General features: G+C 55.6%; 12 protein-coding genes and 2 pseudogenes. 7 read left to right on the top strand and 7 right to left on the bottom strand.

The genetic code is table 11. From position 1 onward, the window contains the following. The 3 genes and pseudogenes from EKA13_RS29005 to EKA13_RS23380 all read right to left on the bottom strand — a co-directional run. Positions 1–78: pseudogene (locus EKA13_RS29005) on the bottom strand (Tn3 family transposase); the annotation flags it as partial. A 29-nt stretch (positions 79–107) separates the two neighbouring features. Further along, on the bottom strand, positions 108–3,137 hold the full coding sequence (locus tag EKA13_RS23375) for a Tn3 family transposase (RefSeq protein ID WP_065761565.1): 3,030 nt from the start codon (positions 3,135–3,137) through the stop codon (positions 108–110). Beyond that, positions 3,121–3,723, bottom strand: coding sequence for a recombinase family protein (locus EKA13_RS23380; protein ID WP_010465829.1), 603 nt, complete (start codon positions 3,721–3,723; stop codon positions 3,121–3,123). Before EKA13_RS23380 ends, EKA13_RS23375 begins: the two co-directional genes overlap by 17 nt. Positions 3,724–3,914: 191 nt before the next feature. Here EKA13_RS23380 and EKA13_RS23385 point away from each other — a divergent pair, with 191 nt between their 5' ends. The 6 genes from EKA13_RS23385 to fdm all read left to right on the top strand — a co-directional run bounded on the left by EKA13_RS23385 (position 3,915) and on the right by fdm (position 7,196). Then, entirely contained in the window at positions 3,915–4,292 is a 378-nt protein-coding gene (locus EKA13_RS23385; protein WP_003151133.1) for a type II toxin-antitoxin system RelE/ParE family toxin, read from the top strand. Beyond that, entirely contained in the window at positions 4,273–4,608 is a 336-nt protein-coding gene (locus EKA13_RS23390) for a helix-turn-helix domain-containing protein (protein ID WP_001172026.1), read from the top strand. Before EKA13_RS23385 ends, EKA13_RS23390 begins: the two co-directional genes overlap by 20 nt. 14 nt (positions 4,609–4,622) lie before the next feature. Beyond that, positions 4,623–4,958 carry a hypothetical protein gene (locus tag EKA13_RS23395; RefSeq protein ID WP_000741275.1) on the top strand — a complete coding sequence of 112 codons (336 nt, stop codon included), beginning with the start codon at positions 4,623–4,625 and terminating at the stop codon, positions 4,956–4,958. 23 nt (positions 4,959–4,981) lie between these two features. Further along, on the top strand, positions 4,982–5,308 hold the full coding sequence (locus EKA13_RS23400; protein ID WP_000091614.1) for a hypothetical protein: 327 nt from the start codon (positions 4,982–4,984) through the stop codon (positions 5,306–5,308). Positions 5,309–5,410: 102 nt separating this feature from the next. Beyond that, complete coding sequence (locus EKA13_RS23405; protein ID WP_425312399.1) at positions 5,411–5,665, top strand: hypothetical protein; 255 nt, start codon at positions 5,411–5,413, stop codon at positions 5,663–5,665. Positions 5,666–5,996: 331 nt separating this feature from the next. Next, positions 5,997–7,196: a formaldehyde dismutase gene (gene fdm / locus EKA13_RS23410; RefSeq protein WP_016974636.1), complete on the top strand. Its 1,200-nt coding sequence runs from the start codon at positions 5,997–5,999 to the stop codon at positions 7,194–7,196. Positions 7,197–7,477: 281 nt separating this feature from the next. Here the strand turns inward: fdm and EKA13_RS23415 are convergent, their stop codons facing one another. From EKA13_RS23415 to EKA13_RS23430, 4 genes are all read right to left on the bottom strand, one after another. Continuing rightward, the gene (locus EKA13_RS23415; protein ID WP_016974635.1) at positions 7,478–8,377 is read right to left on the bottom strand and encodes a bestrophin family protein; all 900 of its coding nucleotides are present in this window, start codon (positions 8,375–8,377) and stop codon (positions 7,478–7,480) included. A 646-nt stretch (positions 8,378–9,023) separates the two neighbouring features. After that, positions 9,024–9,968 carry a CDF family Co(II)/Ni(II) efflux transporter DmeF gene (dmeF, locus tag EKA13_RS23420; RefSeq protein ID WP_016974632.1) on the bottom strand — a complete coding sequence of 315 codons (945 nt, stop codon included), beginning with the start codon at positions 9,966–9,968 and terminating at the stop codon, positions 9,024–9,026. Next, positions 9,965–10,240 carry a metal/formaldehyde-sensitive transcriptional repressor gene (locus EKA13_RS23425; RefSeq protein WP_016974633.1) on the bottom strand — a complete coding sequence of 92 codons (276 nt, stop codon included), beginning with the start codon at positions 10,238–10,240 and terminating at the stop codon, positions 9,965–9,967. Before EKA13_RS23425 ends, dmeF begins: the two co-directional genes overlap by 4 nt. Before the next feature lie 180 nt (positions 10,241–10,420). After that, positions 10,421–10,675: a hypothetical protein gene (locus EKA13_RS23430; RefSeq protein WP_025999834.1), complete on the bottom strand. Its 255-nt coding sequence runs from the start codon at positions 10,673–10,675 to the stop codon at positions 10,421–10,423. A gap of 779 nt (positions 10,676–11,454) precedes the next feature. On the opposite strand from EKA13_RS23430, the pseudogene EKA13_RS28170 reads away from it, so the two are divergent. Further along, a pseudogene (locus tag EKA13_RS28170) lies at positions 11,455–11,672 on the top strand (hypothetical protein); the annotation flags it as partial.

Here is an 11,672-nt window from a genome sequence, read left to right on the forward strand (position 1 = left end):
CAGGAGGTGCATCAGGGCGAAGACGTGATCGGTGAAGCCCGCCGTGTCGGTGTAATGCTCCTCGATCCGCAAGTCGGGGTTGTACGCCGGAATCCCAGAAATTTCCGTCAGCCCAGCTCCAGTCCCGCCACGAGCGCATCCAGGTCGATGAACTTGCCGTCAGTCTGGAAGGTGTAATGCCCGTTCAGCAGGATGTGCCGCCAGGCCGCTGGCGACATCTGCGTGATCAACGCCAGCGCCTTGGCATTGCCAGCTGCCTCGTACTTCGTCAGCAGCAGGGACAGGATCGCCGAGTTGTAGAAGATGATCGCGTTGCCGATCAGCCTGGCGCACTGGTTGCTGATCTCGATTTCGATGTCGGTGCGGCCGGTCAATTCCTTCTTCCCACCGACTTGGGCGATGGTCGAGCGTAGCTGGTGATAGGACTCAATGCGGTTCTGCGAGCGGTGAACATTACGCTCCAGTTGCGGGTCGCGCAGGTAGCGCAGTGTGTAGATACTGCGGATGAGCTTGTCGAACTCGAAGATTGCGCGCCGCGTCGGGTTCGGCGCCGTATAGGTGCACAGCTTGCGGATCAGCGTGCCCTGCGTCATTTCCTTCAGGCCCAGTGTGGCGACGATTCGGTCGATGTTCGCCTTCTCACCGACGATGAGTTGCCGGTCGATCTGGCCAGCCGGCCGGATCAGGCATTTCTCGTACAATGCCAGATCATCGGCGCAATACAGCTCCTGCAACTGGTCGTCGAGGTCGGTGAAGCGCGGCTCGAAACGAAGTCCGAACCAGTGCAGGATGGCGAAGTTGGCCTTGTTGATGCTGTGCATGTCGCCGGTGATCGCGCTCGGCACGATGTCCGACGTGTTGCGGTACCAGATGTCGAACACGTGGTGAGCCTCGTACTCGTGTGCGCCTATCAGGTAGCCGTTCAACGGCACGTGATTGCACAGCAGCGTGTAGGCGACGACGCCCTTGCCGCGGCCGAAATATTTGCGCGAGTAGCGCGCCTTCACAGTTGGTCGCTCGACGCCGAATTTCTGCCCATCAACGGCACCGTACAACGAATCGAGGTCGAACGAGTAATGCGGGAAGATCGGCAGTGCGGCGATGGCGTTGCTGATGCAATCGTTGGCCACATGTAGCGTCGCCTGGCGCAGGTACTGCTGGTAGGTACTCTCCAGGACGTGGTACGGGATGTCGCTGGTACGTGCCATAACCTGGTTGCCGTGGTTCATGGCTTGGGCAATGATCACCGCCATCAGACTGTCGGCGTCGGCTACCTTCTTCGCATAGCGTGGCTGCAATGGTGTCAGCGCCGACAGGAACTGGCACTGGCCGTTGACGAAGCGAAACACGTCGGCGACATCGCAGTATGGCAGTTGCTCGTAGAGAGCTTGCTCGCGCGCCTTCTGGTTCTCCCCCTTGGGCTTGCGCCAGGTCAGTCTCTGCGTGTCCTTGTCGTATTCCAGGTGCGTCAGCTTGCCCTGTTTCAGCTCGCGATTGAACGCCACCCATTGCGCACGCAACTCGGCCGCCAGTGCATCGAGCTGGGCACTGACCGGCTGCCGCAGGAAGGGGATGTCCATCTGCGCGAGCACGGCGGCTTTCTCGTCCATCGAAACCAACTCGTCGGACAAATGCCGGTGCTGCAAGCTATCGTCAATGTAGAGCTCGCCCGCCTGGAAGCGTTTCCTGACCTGACGGTAAAGCCAGAATTCGTAACGATCGGCATGCAGGCCTGTCGGCGTGCCTTCGGCATCGAACATCAGCAGGTACGGACGCAAGCGTTTCGGCAGCGTTGCCGCCGGACATTCGTCGAGTGGCCGTTGTGATAGGCGCTGCTGCTTGGCGAACACGCTCTTGGCCCAAGTCAGCGCCGCGAGCCATGGGTTATCGGGGGCCGTGCCGGCGAAGTCGAGCGCGACGTACAGCGGCCGTAGATGGCGTCGAATGCGTTCGGCCAGGCCGTCCACCGCCTGCCAGTGCAGCGCCAGTTTGTTCAGTGGCTTGACGCTCATGCGCTGCGCCGTGTTTTGCAGCAATTCCCTGGACATGATTTTGTAGGCGCGTTGGCGCACCTCGCCGAACGGCGTCGGATCGGCCACGCTGTCGTCCACGTACAGCGACAGCAGGCGGCCAACCTGCGGCGTTTCCTGATGGCGTCGCAGCTGTTCGGCGACAAAGGACTGTTTCGCACCCGTGCGGCTCTCGTCCTCAAGTTTTTTCATGTGGAAGGCCATCGCGTCGACCAGGTTGTCGGTGAGCTGCCGGTAACGTACCCAGGCATAGCACAGCAGGTAGAGCCGGGTCTGCTCCGCCTTCAGGTGGCGCAGGTCATGGACGGTATAGAAGTTCGCCAGGCTCGCGTAGTACAGCAGGTTCTGCTGCGAGATGCCGAGCTTGGGCAGCAGCGCCTTGGCGATCCCGTGCAAGGACTTCAGCGTGGCGCGCTTCTCGCGCTCCCCTGCCATCTGACGCCAGCCGAAATCTTTAGCGTCCTGCTTGAGCGCTGCCAGTTGAGACAGGGTGTCGTCACGCACCAGGAGCTGGCCCAGCGCAGCTTTGGCCGATTCGTCCAACACTTCTGCCAGCAAGCCGCCCAAGCGCCTGCGTTCGGTGGACAGGGCTTCACTGACCAGCTCTTGTAAGGTGGTGTGGCCGGGCCGGATGATTTTGTGCTCGCTGAGCCAAACGATCAGTTCGGCGGCCACGAATCCTGGCATTACGTCGCGCCGCACGATCTGTTCAGCCTGCTGTGCCAGTTGCGGCAGGAAGCTAGCCGCCCACGACCGGTAGCCGAACAGTTCGGCGATCTGACCCCTCTGGCTGTAGTGCTCATGCTTGGTGATCGCCTTGCGTTCGAACGCTTCGCCGTGGAAATAGCGACTCAGCACGAAGGCGCAATCGTCCTCGACCTCATGCCAATCGAAGCGGAAGAAAGCATGCTTGGCCTTGAAGTAGCCGATCTGCAAGACGCAATAGACTTGGGCCTGCAGGCTAGGCCGGCTGCTGGCGAACGCCAGTTCAGATTCGGCCAACGCCAGGTATTCCAGCCGCTGAGCATCGTCGAAGTCCGGTAGGCCGTACAAGGCTTCCTGCTCTGCGTCAGAAAAGACGGTGAGTAGCTTATTCTTGTTGCTCATCGACCGTCCTTCCCGCACCACGCCAACCTGCTCGCGTCAATGTTTCGATCAACGTAGTGCGCTTGACATTGAAGTTGCGGCACACCGCCGCCTTAGACATGCCGCCATCGAGCGCGGCGACGATGGCGTCCAGCTTCTCACCAGTGATCGCCTGCGGCCGGCCGCCGATCCGGCCGCGTTTGCGTGCGGCGGCCAAGCCCGCGACGACGCGCTCCTGAATCAAGGCGCGCTCGTACTGCGCGAGCGCACCGAACACCTGGAACAGGAATTCGCCCGAGGGCGTCGTAGTGTCCAGGTTCTCTGTCAGCGAGCGGAACGCCACCCGCTTGTCCTTGAGCGAAGTCACAATGGCGAGCAGGTGCGACAGCGAGCGACCGAGCCGGTCGAGTTTCCACACCACCAGCACATCGCCGGCTCGAACGAACTCAAGCGCCCGCGCCAAGCCGGCACGGTCATCCTTCGCGCCAGAGGCACGATCCTCAAACAGGTGACGCGGATCGACGCCGGCGGCGAGCAGCGCGTCGCGCTGCAAGTCCGTGCTCTGGCGGTCGGAGTCCGACGACACGCGCATGTAGCCAACCAACATAGGCGGATAACCATCAAAAACAGGTTTCCGCATAATAGTGAATAGCGATAGAGTTTTCCGTACATTTTTGAGGGGGTGTTGCACAGGTAGCACAGCGGCGGCTGACAGCCTGTCGCAAAACAAATGTTTTACGACACCTCCTTGAGGTTGCCGCGTTTACATCATTACCTGAACAGGTATAAAATTCCGTCATGACAAACAAAGAAAAACCGCTCGAATGGATCGCGAGCAGCCACAAGGATTTGATGGCGTTGCCGTCCGACGTGCGTCGCCGTTTCGGTTACGCGCTCTCGTTGGCGCAGATAGGCGATCAGGATGACGCAGCAAAGGTGCTCAAGGGGTTCGGTGGTGCCGGCGTGCTGGAGGTCGTCGAAGACGATGCCGGCGGCACCTATCGAGCGGTATACACGGTCAAGTTTGCGGAAGCGGTGTTCGTCCTGCACTGCTTCCAGAAGAAGAGCAAGAGCGGAATCGCCACGCCAAAGGCCGACATGGACATCATCCGCGCTCGGCTGAAGGTGGCCGAGGTATTGGCACAGGAGCTACGAAATGCAAAAACGAATCATTGAAGGCGTCGAGGTTCAGCGCAGCTCGGGCAACGTCTTTGCCGACCTTGGACTGCCTGACGCTGAAAAGCTCAAGATCAAGACCGGCCTGGTGGTCGAGATCAGGAGGGCCATGCGCGCCCTTGGGCTGACTCAACAAGCGGCGGCCAAACGCATGGGCATCCCGCAACCGAAGGTGTCGGGCATGATGCGCGGCGACTTCACCAATCTATCCGAACGCAAGCTGATGGATTGTCTGAATCGCCTCGGCTACGACATCGAAATCAAGGTACGGCCAGCAGCCGAGCCGATCGGGCATCTAACGCTCGCAACCGCTTAATCGGAGCCCTCCTGATGGCAGCCCGCATCACCGACGACGAATGGGACGAACTGACTCCCGAGAATTTCGATACCACGGCACTGCTGCGTGCAGTCGATGCCGTGGACGTGCTGCGCGGCGATTTGAATGACAGCGCAGACGGCGCACCTCCGCAACTGCGCACCGACCTGTTGAAGCTGCATCAACTGGCAATGGCCGCGTTCAACGAGGGATCACGCAGCCGAGTGGCTGAGCTATTTGATCTCGCCGTGGATCTTCAGGATCAGGTTGATCATCTGATGACCTCGCTGGAACAAGTGCAAGAAACCCTGTCCCGGTTGACGGCGCTCTACCCAGAAAGCCTGTCCTGAATGTTCTTGGAGACAACCACATCATGAGCCGCAGCCGCCGCAAAACGCCCATCGTTGGGCACACGACCTGCCGTAGCGAGCGCGAGGACAAGAAACTCTGGCATCAGCGCTGGCGAACTCACGAGCGCACCGCGCTGGCCAGCGCGTCGCCGGAAGCTCTATGCGCCCATCTGCCTCTACTGGAAAACCAGGTCAGCAACGTCTGGTCGATGGGTAAGGATGGCCGCTCCTACTGGCCCATCAAGCGCCAGGCCGCCACGGCGGATCGCATTGCCAACCACAAGGGACGCAATCCGCAAGAGCGCGCCTCCCTGAAAAAGCGTCTGCTGCGCAAGTGGATGAGCAAATGAACCTGTCCACCGGCTATCGCTTGGGCGCGAATCGCTGAAGAAGCAGAACTCCCAGCCGGCTACGAGGGCACGGCGACGCCAGAGGCGCATCGGGCCTGCGAGGTGATCCAGGAGCGGATTCGAGAGCACGTCGTCGCCACCAATGACATGCGGCTGTTCGGCCTGCTGCACCTGCTTGGGCAGGCGTCGCTGCGCATGGAGCAAGCGCTGTGGCCGGAAGAATATGCGCGGATGACCCGCGAGGTCGAGGAAGCTCTCCGAGAGGCCGACGACCCCAACGCCAAGTCGTACACCCACGAAGAAGTCATGCGGGCGATGCAGGAACTCATCGACCAAGCGCGAGACAAGCCATGTTGATCGGCTGACGGAAATTTCTGGGTTTCCGGCTTACAACCCCTAATTGGTTGATGTTTTTTGCGGTCTCCTATATGGATTTTATAGGTTAAACAGTTGATTTGGTCGGCTCTTTTGGGGAAAGATTATTTCGATCTTTGTTAATGCCTCCTATATGTTTTCGTCTAAAATGTTTAATTGTTTTTTGCGAAGATTAGATAGCCCAAAGGAATTTTTTCAAAAAACAGCCTTGACAGGGCTTTGTTCCCGTCTATCATTTAAGTTCCGTGGTGCGAAAAGTAAAGGAAGACTGAGCACTTAAAGCTAGTTAACGTTAGCTGAAGGGGTGTTTGCGATGGCCGGTAATAAAAGCGTCGTCTATCATGGGACCCGTGATCTTCGGGTTGAAACAGTTCCTTATCCCAAGCTTGAGCACAATAATCGAAAGCTTGAACATGCGGTGATTTTAAAGGTTGTATCAACAAATATTTGTGGTTCAGATCAACACATTTATCGTGGGCGCTTTATCGTTCCTAAAGGTCACGTGCTCGGGCACGAAATTACTGGGGAAGTGGTAGAAAAGGGCTCGGATGTCGAATTAATGGACATCGGCGATTTAGTGTCTGTGCCTTTTAATGTTGCGTGCGGGCGGTGCCGCAACTGTAAAGAGGCGCGATCTGACGTTTGTGAAAATAACCTGGTCAACCCAGATGCGGATTTAGGTGCCTTTGGCTTTGACTTGAAAGGGTGGTCTGGTGGTCAAGCTGAGTATGTTCTTGTTCCTTATGCTGACTATATGCTGCTCAAGTTTGGTGATAAAGAACAGGCGATGGAAAAAATAAAAGACCTGACGCTTATCTCAGATATTCTACCGACAGGTTTTCACGGTTGCGTTTCTGCTGGAGTGAAGCCAGGTAGCCATGTTTACATTGCAGGTGCAGGTCCAGTAGGACGTTGTGCGGCGGCGGGGGCGCGACTGTTAGGAGCGGCATGTGTGATCGTGGGCGACCAGAATCCTGAGCGCCTGAAGCTGCTATCTGATGCCGGTTTTGAAACGATCGACTTACGTAACTCTGCACCGCTGCGCGATCAGATTGATCAGATACTAGGTAAGCCGGAAGTCGACTGTGGTGTAGATGCGGTTGGTTTTGAAGCACATGGCCTTGGTGACGAAGCTAATACTGAGACGCCTAACGGTGCCCTAAATAGCCTCTTTGATGTAGTCCGAGCAGGTGGCGCAATCGGAATTCCGGGTATTTATGTAGGGAGCGACCCTGATCCTGTTAATAAAGATGCAGGGAGCGGACGCTTGCATCTTGACTTCGGCAAGATGTGGACAAAATCCATACGGATTATGACTGGAATGGCACCAGTGACAAACTACAATCGCCATCTGACCGAAGCAATACTTTGGGATCAAATGCCTTATTTGTCCAAGGTGATGAATATTGAAGTGATTACACTTGATCAAGCACCGGATGGGTATGCGAAATTCGATAAGGGGTCTCCCGCTAAGTTTGTTATCGATCCGCATGGCATGTTGAAGAATAAATGAGCTAGCATTTGAGGTGTTTCGCGAATGGCGATGCTCTGGCAGTATTGTTAACGGGCTAAAATGAGTGTTTTGTAGTGAGTGAAAGCCTGCCCCACTAAATTTGTGGGGCAGGCCGTAAGATCCAGGTGCTCGCACCGTTCAGTCATTCATACTACCCATAGAACTGCCGCTCCCTAATTACTGGGAGAGGCAAGGCTCTTGACAAGCAGGGCCTTTATAAGGCTCGTGAAGTTAATTCGTTGTTCACTGGCTTCCGGTAATTTCTGGTTGTTTGTCAATGGTTAGCTGAGTATGCAGTTTATTGGCTGTCGCAGAGGGGGAAGATTTTTGCAGTCCAGCGCACCTAGTATGTCCCGCTCGATGACTCGAACCATTGCATCTGTAGGAAGGTCATTTTCTTCTCGTCCAAAAGGATCTTCAAGTTCGTTACTAATGGTGTCTAGTCCCAAGAAGGTGTAACTTACGATAGCGGTGAACACGGGGGCCATCCATCCAAGGGGCTCTGCCATCGCGAAAGGCAACAAGATGCAAAATAGATAAATGGTCCGATGGAGCAGTAGGGAGTAAGGGAACGGAATTGGGGTGGTTTTGATACGTTCGCAAATGCCCTGTACTTGTGTAAGCGCATTCAGTCGTTCTACTAGTACCAAGTATCGTACATCGCTAATCATTTTATCGGTGGCCAAGCGAGAGCACGTGGCTCCGATATGTTGCAAAATGTGATCGCTGACATTGTGACTAGAAGTTAGTGTATCGCTAGAAAGCCATGAGCTAGCTGCTTGAGCCTCATGCTCATTGCGAAGTTTGGCATTTAGAGCATGTGCGAACCCACAGAGACTGCGCAGTATGTCTTCTCTAAGAGATTGGTCAGATATGGCTGCACTCTCGCGTATAAATGAGCGTATCTCAATGATCATCATACCCCATGCTTTGCGTCCTTCCCACCAACGATCATAGCAGGCATTATTGCGGAAGTTCATGAAAATAGAAAGGGATAGGCCAAGTAGGGTGAATGGTGTTGCGCTAACATGTAAAAAATATTCAGGATGACGACTCTCGATCAAAACTATCAAGGACGCCAAGATGGCAATCATCAGGCATCGTGTCGCGATGCGTCTAACAATGGATCCTTTGAGTGTAAAAAAAAGGCCTAATACACCAGGGGTAGGTTGGACAATCATGATTTTTCCTTTTCAGTGGCTGGAATTTCTCAATGCACGATAGCTGTCGCTTGACGTCCAAAGTGCATAGGCGTGTGTTAGGTTTTCAGTTGTGGTGTGATGGGGCATCGCGTTTGTTTGGATCCCCAAAAAGCTTGAATAGCTCCTGGCTGTGACACATTCAGGTTTTTCCAAGTAAAGCATACGATTGTGCAGTGTTCGTCGCACCTAGTCATTGAAAAAATTGTTCGTAAAGAGTGAGGCAGCTCAAAGGGGAGCGAGTGGCTATCGTTTTTATTCGCGTGGCCCCTGGAAAAACGCATTGCGTAGGTCTAGCTGGCTAGGCGAGGGTGCTCTCTGATGAGGGCGCGGAACTGCTGATGTTTGTTTTAAGCTGAGCTAGAGCGTGTTGGCGAGCGCACCATCAATCGGTTTTCTCTATCATTGAGACGTTAAACTCGCCGTGACTTTTTGCCTATCGGGGGGGGGGAGGAGCCGAACGCTATCAAAAAACCATTGGAGGGGCCGCAACTGACGCAAAGATCGCTTTTCAACCGAAAGAGTGGAATAAAGGGGGGATCGATCTACGAAGTCATTGAGGAGTTAGCTGGGAGTGAGGCAGTGAAGCATGGGGTGTACGCCGCAATTGCGACCTGCACCCCATTCATTAGGCTTGGTGGATCTCCACCGTCAGATGCCGTATTTCATGAACCGGTAGCAACCGTTCACGAATAGTTGCAACATTGGTTACTCCACCAACGACGCTGACGATAACCGCGTAAGCGTCGGGTCCTACGCGCCAAACATGCAGGTCGCAGATCTGGACATCACCCGGTTGTTCAAGGAAGTCGCGGATTTCCTGCACTATGTGGTCATCGGTTTTGTCCAGGAGGACGCCGGAAGTCACTTTCATTAGATTCCATGACCAACGCCCAATAACCATAGCCCCCACAATACCCATCACAGGGTCGAACCAGCCCCACCCAAGGTATTTGCCCGCCAACAATGCCACGATTGCCAGCACCGAGGTCAGGGCATCGGCAAGGACGTGTACATAGGCCGACCGCAGATTGTTATCCCCGCTGCTGTGCCCAGGAGCGTGATCGTGAGGATGGTTATGTCCGTGATCATGGTCGTGCCCGTGCCCGTGCCCCAACAGCAGTGCGCTTACGATGTTCACCAGCAAGCCAATTACCGCGATGCCGATAGCCATGCCGAACTGGACATCATTGGGTTGAAACAGACGGACGACTGACTCGGCACCGACTGCCAGGGCAACCAGGCCCAAGATGAGCGCCGAAGCAAATCCACCAAGGTCACCGACTTTGCCGGTTCCGAAGCTGAACTGGGCGTTATTGGCGTGGCGTTTTGCGTAAGCATACGCGGCTGCCGCTATACCGAGCGCACCAGCGTGCGTGGCCATATGGAAACCATCAGCAAGCAGCGCCATCGATCCAGTGATGTAGCCAGCGGCAATCTCACCCACCATCATCACAACGGTCAGTAAGACCACCCCAAGCGTGCGCTTGGCATTCTCTTCATGAGAGGCACCGAGAAAAACATGATCGTGGGGTAATGTTGAGGTGCTCATTGGTTGGATGTCCGAGATCATTTCGAATACCGCTGAATCGCTTCTAGGAGTTCTTCCATTCCCTTGCTGCGCTCTTCATCAGTAAGGGAAGGGGCTGCCACATGAGCCCAGGCATGGTCCTTGATTATCTCGTCCAGGAGTCCGTTCATCGCGCCTCGGGCCGAAGCCACGAGAAAAAGTGTTGCTGCGCAGTCCGCCTCATCCACCAGTGCTTTTTCGATTGCTTGAACCTGCCCGGCAATACGTTTGACGCGTTTGAGCAGCGCCCCTTTCTCGGCTGCAAGATGGCTCATCGTATACCCCCCTACCTATATAAGTGGCGCAGAGAATGGCATACCCCACCCCCCTATTCAAGGGGCTACATTCTGAAGGCAAGAGCTTGAGACGAATGGCTTAGTTTATGAGGCTTTCAGCCGTCATCCGGAGGAAGTGAAGATAGAGCCGTCCTTGGCTTTGGCCGCCCGCGAGCACTTCTAGATTAATCTCGCGCCTTTCGCCGGTTTGAGGGAAAGGCTGACTTCGTTTTTCAACGTCTCGTTGCGACTCTTCAGCGACAGCATCTTGCTGCGTATTTCCTTGAGCTGGCCAATCATAGTGGTCACGGTGCGACGCTGCGTGTCGCCCGCGTTACCGCAGGCCTTGGCCTGTTCCGGACTGAGGGCAGTGTTTTCGGGACTTTTGGGACATTGAGCATCTGGCGCAGCCATCCAGGACATACCGATGATCATCACGATCTTCAGCAGAACCGCAGGTACCAGTCATTTCAGCAAGCCATAGCTCTAATGAACGACGGCCTTCAGTGCTGGAAGTAGTAGAACGTGCTTCAGGTCGCCTCCGCAGGTGATGAGGTGGACGAAGGAGGTGTCCTCGGGCATGCCGTGCGGTTCTGTTACTTGTGCAGGAAGGTAGCGCGTACAGCGTGATTAGATGGCGCGGGTCCAACCCGGCCTTGGCCGGTCCGCAGTAGACGATCTTCACCGCCGTCACCTAATAATCATCCAGCCGCCAAGCCGCTAGTCCCTTGATGAACACGTGATGGGTCGACAGGAGTTTGCTTAGTCCAGAGAACTTACCCTGCGGCATACTCCGGGCAAGCGCACCACCGTGCGCAGTGGCACATAGTTTCGGCTCGGTGACGGCGTCTGGGCAACGATCCTGATTGGCCCCAGCGACTAGCTAGTAATCGCGCTGGAAGAAATTCGATAGTGAAACAACGGTTTGGTCGATATCGAACCGGAGGCGCTTTCCACGAATCCATGTTCGGATAGTCCCTAGGTTCGAGCTTTTGCTCCTGGATAGCATGAGAAAGACCGGCAGCTTGTAAACGGTGAGGGGCGGGATTCGATACTGCGAGAGGATTAGGCAAAAAGGCGGCACTTACCATGTAACGCTTCCTCATACGAAAAATTAATCTAACCCCATGCAGCAAGGAGGTCCTTCTGCGGGGTCAGCAGCGCACATCGTAGCTGCGGCACCCACAACTCACATAGTCTCTGGAGTTGCCGCCATGAAATCCATCAAATCAGTAGTTATCAGCGTCGCTATCGTGGCATTCAGTGCGAACACCTTTGCGGCGTACAGCCAAAAAGAACAGACTCTGATTGGCCAGTCGCGTAGTGGCGTTGTGAGCGCTCCCATTTCGGAAAACGGTTCCGATCGCACCCCAGGTTCCCAGCGTGTAGCTGAAGGTGGTTCCGATCGCACCCCAGGTTCCCAGCGTGTAGC

It is taken from the genome of Pseudomonas defluvii, from assembly GCF_001695625.1.
Taxonomy (GTDB): domain Bacteria; phylum Pseudomonadota; class Gammaproteobacteria; order Pseudomonadales; family Pseudomonadaceae; genus Aquipseudomonas; species Aquipseudomonas defluvii.

What these genes read in the sequence shown, in the direction of transcription:
- EKA13_RS23375 (WP_065761565.1), bottom strand. Translation starts at nt 3,137, where the DNA reads ATGAGCAACAAGAATAAGCTACTCACCGTCTTTTCTGACGCAGAGCAG.
- EKA13_RS23380 (WP_010465829.1), bottom strand. Translation starts at nt 3,723, where the DNA reads ATGTTGGTTGGCTACATGCGCGTGTCGTCGGACTCCGACCGCCAGAGC.
- EKA13_RS23385 (WP_003151133.1), top strand. Translation starts at nt 3,915, where the DNA reads ATGACAAACAAAGAAAAACCGCTCGAATGGATCGCGAGCAGCCACAAG.
- EKA13_RS23390 (WP_001172026.1), top strand. Translation starts at nt 4,273, where the DNA reads ATGCAAAAACGAATCATTGAAGGCGTCGAGGTTCAGCGCAGCTCGGGC.
- EKA13_RS23395 (WP_000741275.1), top strand. Translation starts at nt 4,623, where the DNA reads ATGGCAGCCCGCATCACCGACGACGAATGGGACGAACTGACTCCCGAG.
- EKA13_RS23400 (WP_000091614.1), top strand. Translation starts at nt 4,982, where the DNA reads ATGAGCCGCAGCCGCCGCAAAACGCCCATCGTTGGGCACACGACCTGC.
- fdm (WP_016974636.1), top strand. Translation starts at nt 5,997, where the DNA reads ATGGCCGGTAATAAAAGCGTCGTCTATCATGGGACCCGTGATCTTCGG.
- EKA13_RS23415 (WP_016974635.1), bottom strand. Translation starts at nt 8,377, where the DNA reads ATGATTGTCCAACCTACCCCTGGTGTATTAGGCCTTTTTTTTACACTC.
- dmeF (WP_016974632.1), bottom strand. Translation starts at nt 9,968, where the DNA reads ATGATCTCGGACATCCAACCAATGAGCACCTCAACATTACCCCACGAT.
- EKA13_RS23425 (WP_016974633.1), bottom strand. Translation starts at nt 10,240, where the DNA reads ATGAGCCATCTTGCAGCCGAGAAAGGGGCGCTGCTCAAACGCGTCAAA.
- EKA13_RS23430 (WP_025999834.1), bottom strand. Translation starts at nt 10,675, where the DNA reads ATGATCATCGGTATGTCCTGGATGGCTGCGCCAGATGCTCAATGTCCC.